This window comes from Epibacterium sp. ABZ3_068, from assembly GCF_056159265.1.
Genome location: NZ_JBSWUV010000002.1, coordinates 131,881 through 147,695 on the forward strand (window position 1 = coordinate 131,881; position 15,815 = coordinate 147,695).

17 protein-coding genes and 6 pseudogenes are annotated in these 15,815 nt (G+C 58.0%); 13 read left to right on the top strand and 10 right to left on the bottom strand.

Annotated features, from left to right (window positions below):
* Window positions 1–40: 40 nt before the first annotated feature.
* Together ACXAEW_RS20385 and ACXAEW_RS20390 are read right to left on the bottom strand one after the other, a co-directional pair.
* Window positions 41–424 (bottom strand): annotated as a pseudogene (locus tag ACXAEW_RS20385) (IS110 family transposase); the annotation flags it as partial.
* Window positions 411–494, bottom strand: a pseudogene (locus ACXAEW_RS20390) (IS5/IS1182 family transposase); the annotation flags it as partial. The pseudogenes ACXAEW_RS20390 and ACXAEW_RS20385, both read right to left, overlap by 14 nt.
* Between ACXAEW_RS20390 and ACXAEW_RS20395 the strand changes: the two are divergent.
* Window positions 493–994, top strand: a pseudogene (locus ACXAEW_RS20395) (DDE-type integrase/transposase/recombinase); the annotation flags it as partial. The pseudogenes ACXAEW_RS20390 and ACXAEW_RS20395 overlap by 2 nt on opposite strands.
* A gap of 87 nt (window positions 995–1,081) precedes the next feature.
* Here ACXAEW_RS20395 and ACXAEW_RS20400 read toward each other — a convergent pair.
* A pseudogene (locus tag ACXAEW_RS20400) lies at window positions 1,082–1,409 on the bottom strand (ABC transporter permease subunit); the annotation flags it as partial.
* 160 nt (window positions 1,410–1,569) lie between these two features.
* Between ACXAEW_RS20400 and ACXAEW_RS20405 the strand changes: the two are divergent.
* Together ACXAEW_RS20405 and ACXAEW_RS20410 are read left to right on the top strand one after the other, a co-directional pair.
* The gene (locus ACXAEW_RS20405; RefSeq protein ID WP_474943183.1) at window positions 1,570–1,836 is read left to right on the top strand and encodes an antitoxin; all 267 of its coding nucleotides are present in this window, start codon (window positions 1,570–1,572) and stop codon (window positions 1,834–1,836) included.
* Window positions 1,833–2,225 (top strand): PIN domain-containing protein, encoded by a 393-nt coding sequence (locus tag ACXAEW_RS20410; protein ID WP_474943184.1) that lies wholly within the window; start codon window positions 1,833–1,835, stop codon window positions 2,223–2,225. Before ACXAEW_RS20405 ends, ACXAEW_RS20410 begins: the two co-directional genes overlap by 4 nt.
* Before the next feature lie 100 nt (window positions 2,226–2,325).
* Here the strand turns inward: ACXAEW_RS20410 and ACXAEW_RS20415 are convergent, their stop codons facing one another.
* Complete coding sequence (locus ACXAEW_RS20415) at window positions 2,326–2,541, bottom strand: integrase core domain-containing protein (RefSeq protein ID WP_474943185.1); 216 nt, start codon at window positions 2,539–2,541, stop codon at window positions 2,326–2,328.
* Between the two features lie 803 nt (window positions 2,542–3,344).
* Here ACXAEW_RS20415 and ACXAEW_RS20420 point away from each other — a divergent pair.
* The 10 genes and pseudogenes from ACXAEW_RS20420 to ACXAEW_RS20465 all read left to right on the top strand — a co-directional run.
* Window positions 3,345–3,704, top strand: a complete 360-nt coding sequence (locus ACXAEW_RS20420) for a polyketide synthase (RefSeq protein WP_474943186.1) — start codon at window positions 3,345–3,347, stop codon at window positions 3,702–3,704.
* A 64-nt stretch (window positions 3,705–3,768) separates the two neighbouring features.
* Complete coding sequence (locus tag ACXAEW_RS20425) at window positions 3,769–4,599, top strand: MbnP family copper-binding protein (protein ID WP_474943187.1); 831 nt, start codon at window positions 3,769–3,771, stop codon at window positions 4,597–4,599.
* Window positions 4,600–4,602: 3 nt separating this feature from the next.
* Complete coding sequence (locus ACXAEW_RS20430) at window positions 4,603–5,718, top strand: MbnH family di-heme enzyme (RefSeq protein ID WP_474943188.1); 1,116 nt, start codon at window positions 4,603–4,605, stop codon at window positions 5,716–5,718.
* 23 nt (window positions 5,719–5,741) lie between these two features.
* Window positions 5,742–6,209 carry a copper chaperone PCu(A)C gene (locus ACXAEW_RS20435; RefSeq protein WP_474943189.1) on the top strand — a complete coding sequence of 156 codons (468 nt, stop codon included), beginning with the start codon at window positions 5,742–5,744 and terminating at the stop codon, window positions 6,207–6,209.
* A gap of 3 nt (window positions 6,210–6,212) precedes the next feature.
* On the top strand, window positions 6,213–6,587 hold the full coding sequence (locus tag ACXAEW_RS20440; protein WP_474943190.1) for a DUF2946 family protein: 375 nt from the start codon (window positions 6,213–6,215) through the stop codon (window positions 6,585–6,587).
* A 58-nt stretch (window positions 6,588–6,645) separates the two neighbouring features.
* Window positions 6,646–7,365 (top strand): Crp/Fnr family transcriptional regulator, encoded by a 720-nt coding sequence (locus ACXAEW_RS20445; protein WP_474943191.1) that lies wholly within the window; start codon window positions 6,646–6,648, stop codon window positions 7,363–7,365.
* Between the two features lie 27 nt (window positions 7,366–7,392).
* Window positions 7,393–8,475: an ABC transporter substrate-binding protein gene (locus tag ACXAEW_RS20450; RefSeq protein WP_474943192.1), complete on the top strand. Its 1,083-nt coding sequence runs from the start codon at window positions 7,393–7,395 to the stop codon at window positions 8,473–8,475.
* Window positions 8,472–9,515 carry a FecCD family ABC transporter permease gene (locus ACXAEW_RS20455; protein WP_474943193.1) on the top strand — a complete coding sequence of 348 codons (1,044 nt, stop codon included), beginning with the start codon at window positions 8,472–8,474 and terminating at the stop codon, window positions 9,513–9,515. Before ACXAEW_RS20450 ends, ACXAEW_RS20455 begins: the two co-directional genes overlap by 4 nt.
* Window positions 9,512–10,258 (top strand): ABC transporter ATP-binding protein, encoded by a 747-nt coding sequence (locus ACXAEW_RS20460; protein WP_474943194.1) that lies wholly within the window; start codon window positions 9,512–9,514, stop codon window positions 10,256–10,258. The genes ACXAEW_RS20455 and ACXAEW_RS20460 overlap by 4 nt, the downstream gene beginning before the upstream one ends.
* 266 nt (window positions 10,259–10,524) lie before the next feature.
* Window positions 10,525–10,758 (top strand): annotated as a pseudogene (locus ACXAEW_RS20465) (transposase); the annotation flags it as partial.
* Between the two features lie 221 nt (window positions 10,759–10,979).
* Here ACXAEW_RS20465 and ACXAEW_RS20470 read toward each other — a convergent pair.
* From ACXAEW_RS20470 to ACXAEW_RS20495, 6 genes and pseudogenes are all read right to left on the bottom strand, one after another.
* Window positions 10,980–11,468 (bottom strand): annotated as a pseudogene (locus ACXAEW_RS20470) (hypothetical protein); the annotation flags it as partial.
* Between the two features lie 127 nt (window positions 11,469–11,595).
* Window positions 11,596–11,922, bottom strand: a complete 327-nt coding sequence (locus ACXAEW_RS20475; RefSeq protein WP_474943195.1) for a hypothetical protein — start codon at window positions 11,920–11,922, stop codon at window positions 11,596–11,598.
* 2 nt (window positions 11,923–11,924) lie between these two features.
* Complete coding sequence (locus ACXAEW_RS20480) at window positions 11,925–12,311, bottom strand: response regulator (RefSeq protein WP_474943196.1); 387 nt, start codon at window positions 12,309–12,311, stop codon at window positions 11,925–11,927.
* A 33-nt stretch (window positions 12,312–12,344) separates the two neighbouring features.
* Window positions 12,345–13,199: a CheR family methyltransferase gene (locus ACXAEW_RS20485; RefSeq protein WP_474943197.1), complete on the bottom strand. Its 855-nt coding sequence runs from the start codon at window positions 13,197–13,199 to the stop codon at window positions 12,345–12,347.
* Window positions 13,196–13,684 (bottom strand): chemotaxis protein CheW, encoded by a 489-nt coding sequence (locus ACXAEW_RS20490; RefSeq protein WP_474943198.1) that lies wholly within the window; start codon window positions 13,682–13,684, stop codon window positions 13,196–13,198. The genes ACXAEW_RS20485 and ACXAEW_RS20490 overlap by 4 nt, the downstream gene beginning before the upstream one ends.
* A complete protein-coding gene (locus ACXAEW_RS20495) occupies window positions 13,668–15,815 on the bottom strand; it encodes a chemotaxis protein CheA (protein WP_474943199.1) in 2,148 nt (715 codons plus the stop codon). Before ACXAEW_RS20495 ends, ACXAEW_RS20490 begins: the two co-directional genes overlap by 17 nt.

Genomic DNA, 15,815 nt, shown 5'->3' on the forward strand with positions numbered 1-15,815 from the left:
GCGTCGGCCGATGTCGGACAACTTCACTGGGGGAGGATCAACGGACGGCCAGATCTCGCGTGCGGTGGAGTGATGGAATGGCCTGCTGATCTTCTGTTTTGATATCGACAAAACGCATGGTCGGTCGTCTGACTACCTCACAGACAGCTTCAGCATCAACGGCGTCGTTTTTTCCGCGCTTCACATTAGGTTTGACGTAACTGGCAGGCATGAGCTTCACGTCGTGCCCAAGTTTGCGCAATTGGCGGCCCCAGTGATGAAAAGATCCACACGCCTTCATACCGATCAGGCACGGCGGAAGCTTGTCAAAGAAGCTGAGCAGCTTCGCTCGTTTAATAGCTTTGTTGAAAACAACGCGTCCGTTTTCGGAAAGTCCGTGAACTTGAAACACATCTTTGGCCAAATCTAGGTCATATTGACAAATGGCGGATCCAGATGCGGATCGACGTGATGTCGACAAAACCGAGGAAGCTCTCAGCGGTCTTGTCGTAGCGTATGCGCTATGGGTATCGCAGGGTGCATGTCGTCCTGTGTCGCGAAGGCTGGGACGTGAACATCAAGAAAGTCTATCGCATTTACAGGGAGTTGGGCTTGCAACTCAGAAACAAGGCGCCAAAGCGGCGGGTGAAGGCCAAGCTGCGCGATGACCGGGCCGCGGCTGTCGGCCCCAACGATGTCTGGGCGATGCCTTGCCCGAAAGGTGATAGTGCAAGCGCAACCTGCCGGAAGGGACTTCGTGCATGACCAGCTTGCCATGGGCAAGAAGTTGCGCGTCCTGACGGTCGTGGATACGTTCTCGCGCCATTCGCCGGTGCTGGATGTTCGGTTCAGCTATCGTGGGGAAGACGTCGCCACCACTTGGGACCGGGTGTGCCGCCGGATCGGCTATCCGAAGACGATCCGGGTCGACCAGGGTAGCGAGTTCATCTCCTGCGGCATGGACCTCTGGGCCTATCAGCGCGGCGTGATCCTCGACATCTCGCGGCCCGGAAAATCTCCAGCCGGGTGGTCCGAACAAGGGGAGCGGCTCAGCCGGTCATGTACTAACAATCAAATTGGACCACTCAAGTGGGGCTGATCAATAGCTCGCGATGAAGGCTGTGCGCAGGGCAGCATCAACGGCGGTCGGGTTTAGCGTCCAGAACGCTTCGTTCCATGCGAGAATGAAATTCAGCATAAGCTTTGAGCCGATCCCAGGCACAGCCATTGGCGTGAGCACATAAAGGATCTCATCCTTCAACGTAGCCCCATCCATTCGCGCGGCTTCCAAAATCTTTCCCGGAATTTTGCGGAAATTAGGTGTAGAGCATCCAGACAATAATCGGCAGGTTGATTAGCATTGGCACAATGAGCAGACCCACTCGGCTATCCAACAGTCCCAGCTGAATGAACAAGAGGTATATAGGGTATCCAATGTACCCAAGCCCCTGATTAGGGCAGTGAAATTCCTTTCGTTTCTAGGCCGCCGGTTTGGTGAAAATAACGGTATTCTCACTTATCTGGAGTGCTGGCTCTTGAGTTTTTCTGCTGGAGGTATATATTTTTGATATACATCAATGAGGTCGCGCAATGCCAAATACCACTGAACCGTCGAGAGCAAAGGTTTTTATGACAGGTCGTTCCCAGGCGGTGCGGCTTCCTAAGGAATTTCGCTTCAGCACCGATGAAGTCCGTATTCGGGCTGAAGGAGGCAAGGTCATCCTGGAGCCAATCGAAGAGGGCTGGGGGTGGCTGAAGGAGTTGCACAAACTCGGGCCTTTGGATCAAGATGCTGCGGATGCAGCAACTGAAGAGGTTCCGCAGCAAGACAGGCCAGGACTGGACGTTTTCGAATGAAGTTCCTATTCGACACCAATGCTATCATCGCCATCATCGCTGGAAACAGCAACGTCATCGAACGGCTTTCCCAATACGCACCCAAGGACTTTGGCGTCCCGTCTGTTGTGATGCACGAACTGTATTTCGGCGCTTTTAAGAGCCAGAAGGTTGAGGCCAACATTGCACGCATTGAGGCGCTGCGGTTTGAAGTTCTGGATTTCTCAGAAAGCGACGGCAGGGCAGCAGGTGAGATCCGGGCAGAGTTGAAACGGCAGGGCAACCCGATTGGCCCCTATGATGTGCTGATTGCGGGGCAGGCGGTTTCCCGATCTTTGGTGCTGATCACCCACAACGTCAAAGAGTTTCGCAGAGTTCCGGGCTTGCAGTATGAGGATTGGCAGTCGTGATCATGTTGTCAAAAGGATTGAGTCTGACCGGGTGTTCGGCGCCGATGTAGATCGGTTTTCACACTTGTGCCTCCCTCAAAGAACTGGTCCGCCCCTATGATTAGGAAACGGAGGACCGACCTGAGCCCCGACTTCCCTCCAGTGTTTGGGAGAAACCGTCTGTTGTTTTCTGGCCTGATGCGGCCCTAGCTTCCAGTCTCGAATTTATTGCAAATTCCCGTGGCGTTAGATTGCCGAGGGATGAATGAAGTCTGTAGCGACTGTAGTCCTTCTTCCAGGCCGCAATCTTCTCGCGGGCCCGAAACAGCTCTTTCAATGTCCTCCCATAAGAAGCTGACTATGCAACAAGCGCACATAAGCCGCTCTTTGACATCGTCAATACTTCCCTGCCCGGGCGCTCCCTCCATGCCATTCACCCCCTTTGGGATGTTTGGATTTCACAAGGGTTGAAGCCCTACTATCGGCCCGAATACGCAGCTCGTATTGTCAGCAGTCTCCAACAAGAACGCGCGCATCATCTGGGCAATGCTGCGAAGAAAACAAGAGGATTGCAAGACGACCAAGGAAATGAACCGACCGGCACACTCCGGTGTGTGGGGAACCTGGCTTTTGTAATGGCCCGATGAGGCCGACCAATTGTTGAGGCTCGCCACGCGGAGTTCACCTTTGGGCGCGCCATCCAACTGGCCACGCCGGATAGACGTTTGCAACCAGGGAAACGCCTGCCGATCAGGACCGAAAAACCTTGCAATGGGAGAGACATCCATAGATGTAAAAACTGGCACTGATCCGCCTTATTCCCATGTTCACGGCACAGTTTTGATACGGACACACCGCTCTCGTGCTGCCTCAGAATCGCGATTATATGCTTTTCGTTGAACCGTGATCTCTTTATTCTGTTCGTTTCCTTCGTTTGGATGCACTCTACCTCAAGTTGGAGCAGGCGCCATACACCCCATCGGCTCTTTCCATTGCTATTGCAGCATTGGACCGAGGCCCAGTTGCCAGATGGCGAAAGCGACGGTCACTTTGCCGTGGAGTTCTTGTCGAATGGCTGAATCGCCACAAGAACCTGCTTGAGCTTGCGCAATGGTGAACTTGTGCTATCAAACTTCCACCATGGAACGGTTGTTTGGCATATCATCCTTGCGGGTCGCGGTAGCGTTGCTGGTTCTCGCCTTGGCGAGTTCGGGTTTCGGGCATCGTTTCGCCACCCCAGATGATCAGGCCGCAACCGCCTATATGCAGGCCTTTGGTCTGGATGCGGGCGCGATTTGTGGCGATGTCGATGGTGACGGTGCCCCGTCTGATTGCGAAGCCTGCCGCCTGCATGCTGCAATGTCCCTGCCTGTCCCGGCAATTACTGAGATTGTGATCCAGCTTTCGCTTGATCCGGCCGAGTGGACGACGGCCCCACGGGTTCTGCACGCGCTCACCGTCGAAGCGACCCACTCAGCAAGGGCCCCACCAACCGTCTGAGTTTTCCGATCTTTTCGTAAAACACGCCCGGCCTGTCGCCAGGGTCAGATAGTTGGAGACCATAATGAAGAAATTCGCAGTTCTCGCGGCGCTTGCTGCGACCCCGGCCTTTGCCGATCAACCTGTGACCATCAATTTCGCAGCTGAGATCGGCGGGCAGCCCTTTGCCTGTGATGCCACATATGCTGGCCTTGGCAGAACAGGCGCTGCCGTCCGTGGCACTGATTTCCGGCTCTATGTCAGCGATGTAGCGATGGTCGCCGCCGATGGCAGCCGCGCGCCTGTGACCCTGGACGAAAGCGATTGGCAACATGCGGGCGTAGCGCTGCTGGATTTTGAGGATGGCCGCGCCGCCTGCGTCAATGGCACCGAGCCGATAAACACCGCATTGCAAGGCACCGTTGCAGAGGGCGACTACACTGGCGTCACCTTTAAGGTCGGCGTGCCGTTCGCTATGAACCATGGCGACCCTACCACGGCACCGTCGCCGCTGAACCTGACTTCGATGTTCTGGAACTGGCGTGGCGGTTACAAATTCGTGCGGATCGACATGGTTCCGACCGATCGCAGCGAAGACGGGCCAAAGGGCTGGTTCCTGCACCTTGGGTCCACAATGTGCGCCTCGGATGGCAAGACCGATGCCCCCAAGGCCCCGTGCAAGAACCCCAATCTGATGGAAATCAGGCTGGAGGGGTTCGACCCGGAGACGCAGACGGTCGTGATCGACCCGGCAGATGTGGTGGCGGGTGCCGATCTGCGCGTCAATGCGCCGGAGACATCTCCGGGCTGCATGTCCTTTCCCGGCGATGAGGATTGCATGACGGTGATGGCAAAGCTGGGGCTCGGCTATGGCGACGTGCCTGCCGACGACCAAGCCCTGATCCGCGCGCGCTAAGCCATGCGACGCGCCGCGCTTGGCGTGGTGCTGGCGCTTTTGGCCGGGGCTGTGATGGCCCCGGCACAGGCCGAAGGGGGGTTCGACTGGCCCCTGCCGGACTGGATGCCGCGCCCGCCCGTGCCTGAGGATAACCCGATGAGCGCCGCCAAGGTCGATCTTGGTCGGCACCTGTTCTATGACGCTCGCCTGTCGGGGGATGGTTCCGTGGCATGTGCATCCTGCCACGACCCCGTGCGCGCCTTTACCGACGGGCGCGACCGGGCGGTTGGAATTCATGGCACCGTGGGCAACCTCAATGCGCCCAGCCTTGCCAATGTGGCCTATTTTCCGGTGAACGCATGGGCCAATCCGCATATGATCTCGCTTGAGTTTCAGGCGCTGGTGCCGCTGTTCGGCGAGGCCCCGGACGAGATGGGCGCAACCGGGCAAGAGGCCCGCATTTTCGCCACCCTCGCGGCGGACCCGTATTATGGCACGGCCTTTGTCGCTGCCTTTCCCGACCGGACAGAGCCTGATCTGTTCACCGTGACTCGGGCGCTGGCGGCGTTCCAGCGCAGCCTCATGTCGTTTGACAGCCCCTATGACAGGTTCAAATACGGCGGCGATCTGGACGCGCTGTCAGAGGCCGCCAAGCGGGGCGAGCAGTTGTTCTTTGACCATCGGTTCGAATGCTATCATTGCCATCAAGGGGTGCTGTTCACCGATAATTTCCAACGCGAGGGCAGCCCTTGGGTCGAAATCGGGTTTCATAACACCGGGCTTTATGCCGCCTATCCCGCCAGCGCACCCGGCCGGATCGAGATCACCGGAGAGCCCGGAGATGCCGGGTTGTTTCGCACACCAAGCCTGCGCAATGTCGCGGTGACGGCCCCCTATATGCATGACGGGTCGATCCCCGATCTGCGCGGCGTGCTGGCGCATTACGCCCGCGGCGGGCGCGAGGGCCACGCCAATCAGGATGGCATGATCGTCGGCTTTCAGGCGACCGAGGCGGAAATCGACGACATCATCGCCTTTTTGCACAGCCTGACCGACCAGACATTCCTGACCAACCCCGCCCATGCCGACCCATGGCCGGGTGATCACCCCGCCCGGATCAACCGGGCTGATCCATAAAGACCCATGAAGAAAGGACAGACATGAAACGCGCGCTTTTTGCCCTGATGTTGCTGGCCACGCCCGCTATGGCCCATGACCAGATGGCCGGCACCCTGCATATCATCCACCCGTCGATCCCGCTCCCCGCTGGTATGGCCAAATCCGCCGCGGGCTATGTAACCATCTCAAACGAGGGAAACACGCCCGAAGAATTGGTCGGGGTTCGCAGCCCTTTTGCCGCCTCGACAACCCTGCACACGACGGTTTTCGAGGAAGACATCGCCAAGATGCGCCCGGTGATCGGTGTGCCCATCGCCCCGGGCGAGGTTGTCAATCTGGAACCCGGCGGGATGCATGTGATGTTCATGGGCCTGACCGGCACGGTCGCCGAGGGCGACATGATCCCCGCGACGCTGATCTTTCGCCACGCGGGCGAGGTTGCAGTGGAATTCATGGTCGATCCCGCCGATGGCGCGGATCATTCGACGATGGACCATTCCGGACACTGACGGGTGCCTCTGGTCGGCCTCATAACGCGTGCGCTGCTGCTGTTGGCGCTTCTCGGCACCGGTTCGGTGCCCGAGGGGATGATGCGTGCGGGTGGGGCTCACGGGATGCGGCTTGTCCTGTGCACAACAGATGGCCCGCAAGAGGTCTGGCTGACCGACGATGGCCGGACCGTTCCGGTCGAAGACCACGATACCGACCATGTCCAGACCCATTGCGTGCAGCTGTCCATCGGCAGCGTCGACCTAACGCCGCCGCAGCCTGTCGCCTTGGCTCTAGATTTGCGCCCCGCCAATCTGGGCAGTCACGATCGGGCGTCTCCCACCCGCCAACGCGCCCCGTCGGGCAACCGCGCCCGCGCGCCACCCTGTCTGGCCTGACCCGTCAGCCGGGGGCACAGCGCCCCCTTGTTCAATCCATGAGACAAGGATTAACCGTATGACTGCGTTGCTTCAACCGTGGCCCGACCCTGCGCCTGCGCGGTCCGTGGCCACACGACCAGCCCTGTTTCGGGGGCTATCCTACAACCAATTGCGCCTTGTGCGGCGGGGTTTTGCGCTGGAAACCTTTGCCGATGGCGCTGCACTGCCTCATGATCCCTCGGATGCGCCCTTTGTCGCGCTGGTCCGCGTCGGCGCGCTGCGTGAAGACATGCGCATGCGCGACGGTCACAGGCGTCTTTTCGCGCTGACCTTTGCGGGCGAAACCCTGTCGCCGTTGTTGCCGCGCAGGGCGCAGGGGCAGTTGTCGACCATCGGGCCGAGCGAGGTTCTGACCTGCAGGCGCGATGACTTTGACCGGCTGGCCGCGATGGTCCCGCGCCTTCGGCTGAACCTTCTGGGTCTTGTGCAAGACCAACTGGCCGAGGCGCAACGCTGGCAGGTTCTGCTGGGGCGCATGACAGCGTCGGAACGCGTGGCCGCCCTGTTAGCGTGGTTCTCCGACCGTCAGGGCACGCCGGATGAGATGCATCTGCCGCTCAGCCGTTGCGAGCTGGGTCAATTGACTGGCCTGACGCTGGAAACAGTCTCACGCCAGATGCGCGCGATTGAAAAGGCTGGGATCATCGCCTTGCCCTCTCCGACACGCATTCGGGTGCTGGATGCCTGCACCCTGAACGCCATGACCGGCACGGCGCTTGCGCGCCGCGCTGCCTGAAACACTTACACCCTGAAAGGACACAGAATGAAACTGGTTTTGACCACCTGCATCGCCGCGCTGCTGGGGACATCTGCCATGGCAGAGATTACCATCACGGACCTGCGGAACCGCTCCGTGACGCTGGAGGCACCCGCGGAACGGGTGATGCTGGGCTTTTACTATGAGGATTACCTTGCGGTGGCGGGCGAGGGCGCTGTCGACAAGATCGTCGGCCTGTCGCGCGGCCCTTGGGCCGAGTGGCGGCCCAAGCAATGGCAGGCTTACACCCAGACCTTCCCGCAACTGGCCGCTCTGCCGGACGTGGGCAATACCGAGTCGTCCACCTTTTCGATCGAAAGCGCCATTGCGACAGATCCGGATCTCGTGATCCTTGCTGGTTGGCAATATGACGCTCTGGGCGAAACGGCGGCGCAGTTCGACGCCGCGGACATCCCGGTTCTGGTGCTGGACTACAATGCGCAGACGCTGGAAGGACACCTTGCTTCGACCCATGCCTTGGGCCTGGCCATGGGCACCACGGATCGGGCCGATGCATTGGCCACGCTCTATGCCGAAATGACCGCTGACACCGAAGCCCGCGTGGCCCGGTCGGATGCGCGGCCCAAGGTCTATGTCGAACTGGCTCAGAAGGGCCCAGACGAGGTCGGCAATTCCTATGCCGGGGGCATGTGGGGCGGCATTATCGACCGACTCAAAGGACAGAATATCGCCAATGGGCAGATCGAAAACTGGGGTCCCCTGTCGCCGGAGTACGTGCTGGCCGAAGCACCCGAGGCCATCCTTTTGTCCGGGTCAGAATGGCTGGATCGCCCAGCTTCTGTGCCGATGGGGTTTGGTGCCGACAAGGGTTTGGCGCAAGAGCGGATCGACGCCTATAAAGCCCGTGCAGGGTGGGCCGATCTGCCTGCGGTGCAAAACGGCAAGGTCTACGGCATCTACCATGGCGGCACACGCACACTGTCGGATTTCGCCTATTTCCGGTTTCTCGGAAAGGCGCTGCATCCCGAAACCTTTGTCGATGTCGATCCAGAAGCCGAGCTGGCCCAATTCTATGCCGATTGGCTGCCGATCGAACCCGTTGGCACCTTCGTGATGCAGGCGGAATGAGTGTTGTAACCAGTGACCAAAGCGCCGCCCGGCGCTTTGGGTTGGGTCAGGCGGGGGCGGTTTGCGCCGCCCTCGTCCTGTTGCTCTGTCTGATGGTGGCCGATCTTATCACCGGCCCGGCGGGATTGCCGCTGGGCGATGTGCTGCGCGGTCTGGCGGATGGGCCGGGCGGCGAGGATCGCCGCCTTGCCGTCATCCTGTGGAACCTGAGGATGCCGCAAACGATCATGGCGGCACTGGTTGGCTGCACCTTGGGAATAGCAGGCCTGATGATGCAGACCATCCTTAACAACTCGCTGGCCAGCCCTTATACGCTGGGGTTTTCGGCGGCGGCTGGTTTTGGTGCTGCGCTGGTGATCCTGTTCGGCACGGCGCTGCCCGTCGCCATCTGGATCGGCGTGCCGCTTGCGGCTTTTGCCGCCACTCTGGTCGCCGCCGCACTGGTTTATCTTGTCGCGCGCTATCGCGGTGCGTCGCCCGAGATGCTGGTGCTGGCAGGCATCGCCGTCTTGTTCCTGTTCCAGTCGCTGCAATCGCTGCTGCAATTCATGGCCGCGCCCGAGGTGCTGCAACAGATCGTGTTCTGGCTTTTTGGCAGCCTGCTCAAGGCCAGCTGGACCAGCGTCAAGGTGCTTTGCCTCATCCTTGCGGTGACCTTGCCATTCATCCTGCGCGAGGTCTGGAACCTGACCGCGCTGCGCCTTGGCGATGGGAATGCCGCCAGCCTTGGGCTGAATGTCGAAGCCCTGCGCCGCCGCGTGCTTGTCCTTGTGGCCCTGCTGACGGCGGGCGCGGTCAGTTTCACCGGTACCATCGGGTTCGTCGGGCTGATCGCGCCGCATGTCGGGCGGTCGCTGGTGGGCGAGGATCACCGGTTCGGCCTGCCGATGGCAGGGATCATGGGCGCGGTGGTGCTGGTCGCGGCCTCTGTCATCGGCAAGGCGATCTCGCCCGGCGCGGTGATCCCGGTGGGCATCATCACCGCAATCGCCGGCATCCCGATGTTGCTGGCGATCATTTTGATGAAAGGACGAAGATGAGCCTGATCTTGGAGGGTTTCACCGTCGACGCCGCCCGCCGCCGCCTGCTGCGGATCGACGCGCTGCGTCTGCCATCGACCGGGATGGTCGCCGTGATCGGCCCGAATGGCGCGGGCAAATCGACGCTTCTCAAGGCGCTGGCCGGGGTGATCGCACATGGCGGCACGCGCAGTCTGGACGGGGCATGGCCCGCGCCGGAACGCATCGGGTTCATGCCGCAGGATTTCGCGGTTTCGGCAGCGATGAGCGTGGCCGATTGCGTATTGCTTGGGCGACGTGAGCGACTAGGCTGGCGTATCACCGCCCAAGACCGTGCCGAGGTCGCCCGCGCATTGGCGGTGCTGAACCTTGGCGCGTTGTCTGATCGCCGCATGGATCGTTTGTCCGGTGGGCAACAACAACGCGTCCTGCTGGCACAACGCCTGATCCGCGACCCGCGCGTGTTGATATTGGACGAGCCAACAAGCGCGCTGGACCTGCACCACCAACTCGAGGTGCTGGACCACCTGCGCACCCTGTCCTCGACGCGGCTGATCTTCGCCGCCCTGCATGACCTGACCCTTGCGGCGCGCTATGCCGACCAAATCGTCTTTCTCGAAAACGGGAGGCTGGTCATGGCGGGATCTACCGCGGACGTGCTGCAAGCACCATGCCTGAACCGCGCTTACCGCATCGACAGCGAAGTTTTAAAGGACAGGACCGGCAACGCGGTCATCGTGGCCCATCGTGCGGTGACGAACTGAGCGATCGGGCAAATGCCCTATGCACCTCCGCTCTTCGCCGCATCCGCAGCGAATGAGATGCGTGGATGGCTCCTGTGTAGCAAGTCCTTTTTGATCTGATTTGTGCGTTTGTAAGAAGCAGTCATGTATTCCCATTGTCCGGCTGGCTGTTTGCAACGCAAATCTGCCGAGAGGGGCCTGTTTGCGCGGTTTTGACCGCTTGCCCTGATGGGGTCAACAAACCAGGTCCCTTACAGCTTTGCAGGCGGTGATTACATCTATCTGTTATGAATGAGATAACTGAAGATCAGCACGCCGTGAGTGCCCCACATTTGCCAATTCAGCGCGGCAATGTACGGATGTCCAACCTGACAATCAGAAACGCCATCCTGTTTGTCGCCGAAAATGGCTGCAAATGGCGCGCTCTGCCCTCGCGCTTTGGCAACTGGCACACGGTCTACACTCGGATGCGCCATTGGGCAGATACGGGTGTGTTGGATCGCCTGTCCGCGGCCTTACAGGGGCTTTGTTGCACAAATGGGGCGAGGGAATTCCTGTTCGAATCCAGTAGGGTAGCAATCTTGCATGAGCAGTTGGTCCTCTACGACGTACAAGACCAGGAACTGGCCTTCGTACAGTTGGCCATTGATGCGCCATTGCTTCGAGCACAATGGCCGACGCGTTGAGGCAGCGCGGATCGCTATCTGTCTGGTTTGATCCTGAGATGCCCTGGCATGCGCCTCCGACCAACCGGCTCTCGTCTCTGTGTGGATCGATGCCGGCGCGGCGGCGCGAGGGGCTCAGGGGCCCCGCCCGTTTGTGGGCTTGAACGATCCACTGGATCGTCCACCCCTTCGGGAACCGCTGCAAACTCCCTTTGCGGCCTCGGACAGAACCAATTCGTCCGGCGTCAGATCAGAAACCGCCCTACGCAGGCTCTCGTTGTTCCGCCTGACAAACGATCTCCCAGATCGTTCGCTTGACCGGCTCCAATTCTGAAGCCGTTTCAGTTCCTTAAGCGGCTCTGTACCCATGCCACCGTACTTGTTTGGCGGGAAAACCGTCCACTGGACGCTTTTCTTCATCCGCCTGCACTCCAGCGATAGAATGTCTGTTCAGTCACGCCGATCTGTCTGATTGCATCAATCAGGGGCATGCCTTGACCCATCAGTACTTCAACCTGCCGCAGCTTCACGACAATCTCCCTAGGCTTCGGTCTCTTAATGGTCATCGCGGGTCTTCCGTTGTTTTAAACATAGCGGAGGACAACTTCACTGGGGGAGGATCAAGGGGAAGGCTTGAAATCGACAAAGCCTAATGCGAAACGCCGCCCATATCAGGAGCGGCGTTTCAATCGTTTAGGCGTCGGCTGGATCACTCTGATCGCGCAGGCGATTTCGTAACTTTTCCAAAGTCACCGTCTCGCTAGCCCTTTCGAGATCCGCAACACCATGTTGTTCGTTTTGTTCGCGCAGTTTTTCAAAGAAACTGGACATGCCCGCCAGTGTTTGAGACACAAGGTCAAAATCTTGCAGCGCGCGGATTTCCTGGCTGTTCGGTTTCGTGCCACGCTCAAAAACGGTCAATACCACGTCTTCAAGAACTTGCACTTTCTCCTGTAGCTGGCGCATCTCGCGTGCTGATACCGCACAGAGATCGTTTATAGCGTTCTCCGGTTGGCTCATTTTTACAGACGACCTACAACTTGCTCGATCGACTGTTTCATCGTCGCAACCGTAAACGGTTTGCGGATGATGTTGTTCAGACCAAGACGTTTGCCAACTTCGATGACTTCCGGCGTTGGTTTACCGGTTACCAGGATGAAACCGACGCGTTGGGTTACGCGGTGTTCACGAAGAGCTTTCAACAGCCCCAACCCGTCCATGCCCGGCATGTTGTAATCCGAGAGAACCAGATGCACGGGGGTTTTGGTCAGCTTTTCATAAGCTGACTGTCCATTGTTCTCTACCATGTAGTTGCTGATGCCCAGCTCATCCAAGCATTGGGTTAGAATGCCGCGGCTGGTGGACATATCGTCAACAACCATCACTCTCAACTGATCTTTAAGGCCCATGTTATTTCCTCATTGGCTTGCCGACCGGATTACTCAAGTACTCCCACCGGCTGGCGTGTTGATGTAAGTTGTAATGCCTGCAGTCTTAAAATGGGCTGATGCGGGCCCTGACATGCGCTCGGAGTGGCCGATAAAAAGATATCCGCCGGGATTCAGAGCACGCTGAAATGCGCTCCAAACATTTTGCTGAGTTGGATTGTCGAAATAGATCGCAACATTTCGACAAAAAATAGCGTCAAACTTTCCCTTAAACGGAAAAGGCTGGATAAGATTTAGAGTCCCGAAGGTAATGAGAGATTTAATGCTGGGGGGCATCGTATCTCCATTTAGATCTTTCGGTTTGAACTCTTTGGGGATCTGCGCCAGTTCGTCCAATGGGTATTTTGCAGCCTGCGCTTTTCGAACCACCACCGGGTCAATATCCGTTCCCAGAATTTTCGCATCTAAACTGGCAATATCCGGACACATCGACTTCAAGAGCATCGCAATGGAGTAGGGCTCTTGGCCGGTGGAGCAGCCAGCCGACCAAATCCGCAAGCGCCCACCCCGGCGCGCTTTTTCGATAACCGGTGGCAGAGCTTCGTCACGCAGAGTTTCAAAGTGATGCGGTTCTCGGAAGAAATGCGTCACATTTGTTGTCAGTAGAGACAGGAGCTCGTTCTTTTCGTTTTCGGCGTTCGGGCCGTCCAGCTGCTTGATATAGTCTTTGAATTTATCGATCCTCAGGTGCCGCAGACGCCGCGCCAGTCGGGAGGAGACCAGAGGCTTCTTGCTGCTCGACATCGCCAGCCCAAAATGCTTGTGAGCGTATTGGGAGACGATTTCAAAGTCGGCATCGGTCATGGAAAGATCCTGACCGCTGGGATCGATGGGTCGTTCTATTGTCACAGCATCACCTGTTCCGGGGCAGTGATCACAGCGTCCAGATTGATAATCCGCACCATTGTATCATTATGAGAGATGATGCCCTGGATGTACTCCATAGTGTTGCGGCTATCGACCTGTGGCGTGTCCTGAATCTCTTCCGGGTTGATCGAGATGATCTCGGACACGGATTCTGCCAAGAGGCCAACCTGTTTGCCGTGTACGGCGACAACAATAACGACGTTGCGTTCGGTGGCTTCTGTCTGGTGCAGGCCAAAGCGAGCGGAAAGATCATAAATAGGGATCACTGCACCGCGCAAGTTCATCACCCCGAGCACGTCAGACGGTGCATGAGGCAGGATGGTGACCGGCGACCAGCGACGGATCTCTCGGATCTGTGTGATTTTCAGGCAAAACGCCTGGCCCGCAACCGAAAAGCTGACGAACTCACTGTACTGGGTATGTTTGACCTCGTGGTCAGACTGTTTGACTTCAGCTTGCGATTGCATTGCTCATTCTCCGCTCTGTGTCAAAGGCGGCTGCCGAGGGCGAGGCCGCAATGATGCTTTCTGGATCAAGGATCATGGCTATTTTACCATCGCCAAGAATGGTTGCCGCAGCGACGCCGGGAATGTTGCCACACACGCCGTCAAGGCTTTTGATCACGACTTGGCGCTGGTCGAAGATGTCATCGACTGCGAGCGCGCTGCGTTGGCCGGTTTCTGTTTCGACCAGGAGGTAGACACCCGGCGGTTGGTCATTGCTGAAGTGACGCAGGCCAAGCGCTCCGGCTACGTCGCAAATCGGGACAAAATTGCCTCGGATCGACAAAAGGGTCCCATCTGCGCCAAGGTTGTTAATCATGTCATCGCTGCCGCGCATTGTTTCAACAATAGACGTGATCGGCACTACCATGGTCTGGTCTGCGACCGAAACGACCATCCCATCCATTACCGCCAGCGTAAGAGGCAAAATAATGGTGAAGGTTGATCCTTGGCCGGGTGTCGACGTGATGTTTATGCGACCACCCAATCCGGTTACCGCATTCTTGACCACATCCATGCCAACGCCACGCCCTGAAAGATTGGAGACTTCCTTGGCTGTTGAGAAACCTGGCAAGAACAGGAGGTTATCGATTTCAGAGTCCGTCAGCTCTGCGTTTTCAGGGATCAACCCTTTTTCAATCGCAATCTGTTTGACCCGCGGGCGATTCACACCTGCACCGTCGTCTTTGATTTCGATACAAACGCTGCCGGAGCGATGTGATGCTGTCAGGCGAATTTCACCCGCTTTTTCTTTGCCTGCGGCCTCACGGTCTTCAGGTTTCTCGATACCGTGGTCAACCGCATTGCGCAGGATGTGAGTCAGAGGGTCCGACAAACGTTCGATAACGGTTTTATCGACTTCTGTTGCTTCTCCTTCGGTCACAAGCTTTGCGGTTTTACCTGTGGCAGAAGACGCTTCGCGAACAATACGCGCCATCCGCTGGAACAGGGGCTTTACCGGTTGCGCTCGAATTGACATGACGCCTTCTTGGATATCACGCGCCAGGTTTTTGAACCCTTCGAGCTCAGTTTCAACGTCTCGCACATCTCCCGCGTCCAAGTTCGCGATCTGCTGCGCGAGCATGGAGTGGTTGATGATGAGTTCTCCCACGGCGTTAATTAACCGGTCCACCCGCTCAAGATCGACACGGAGAGTAGGCTTGGGGCCTCGTTGCTCCGTCTTGGCGGTCTCGGCCTTGGGAGACGAAGCTTTTCCTTCGGCGGGTGCCGAAGCCTCTGCTTCGGGTGCGGGAACCGGAGCCTCAAAAGGGGCGGGTGTGTCCGCCTCTGGGGCTGCGTCGTCGCCGGTACCAAAAGCCGCGTTCAAGGCAGCAAGTGCATTGGCTTCGTCTTCGGCATCGCCATCTGACGAAATGGACAACTCGCAAAGGCCTTCGACGAATTCAAAAATAGCTTCGATCGAAGACGTCGATTCTTTGGATTTCAGGGTCATCTCCCAAGAGATGTAGCTTTCGCTGACATCAATAGTGTCGAACCCTGGAAGCTCCGAATCGTTCATGCGGATTTCAAGTTCACCCAGTTCAGACAATGCCTGAAACAAGAAATAAGGCTCGTTGCCGGTGCCATACATTTCTTTCAGGGGATGGAAGCGGATCTCGTATGTGCGTTCCTTATCTTCCGCAATTGGTGCAGGTGCAAAGCCGGTATCCATTCCACCACCTAGACCCATGGGTTCAAAGGTGAGGTCTTCCTCCTCCTCGGGAATGTATTTTTGCAGCGCTTCGATCAGCACATTGTGGTGTGCCTCATCGGTCGAACCACCGTCACGTGCTGTGGCCACCAAATCTGCAAGGTGGTCACTGGAGCGTAGCAACAGTTGGATGAGCGATGCGTCAAACTCCAGCTTGCCGCTGCGCAACTCGTCAAACACAGTCTCAAACTTGTGAGCAAAGCCCACCAGTTCGTCGAGCCCGAAAGCTCCAGCGCCACCTTTGATGGAGTGGACGGCGCGAAAAACTGCGTTCACAACCTCTTGGTCATGTTCGCCACCTTCGATGGCGGTCAGACCCTCGTCCATTGCTTCGAGGAGGTCTTCACACTCCTCAAAGAATGTATCTTGAATCGACCCCGACAT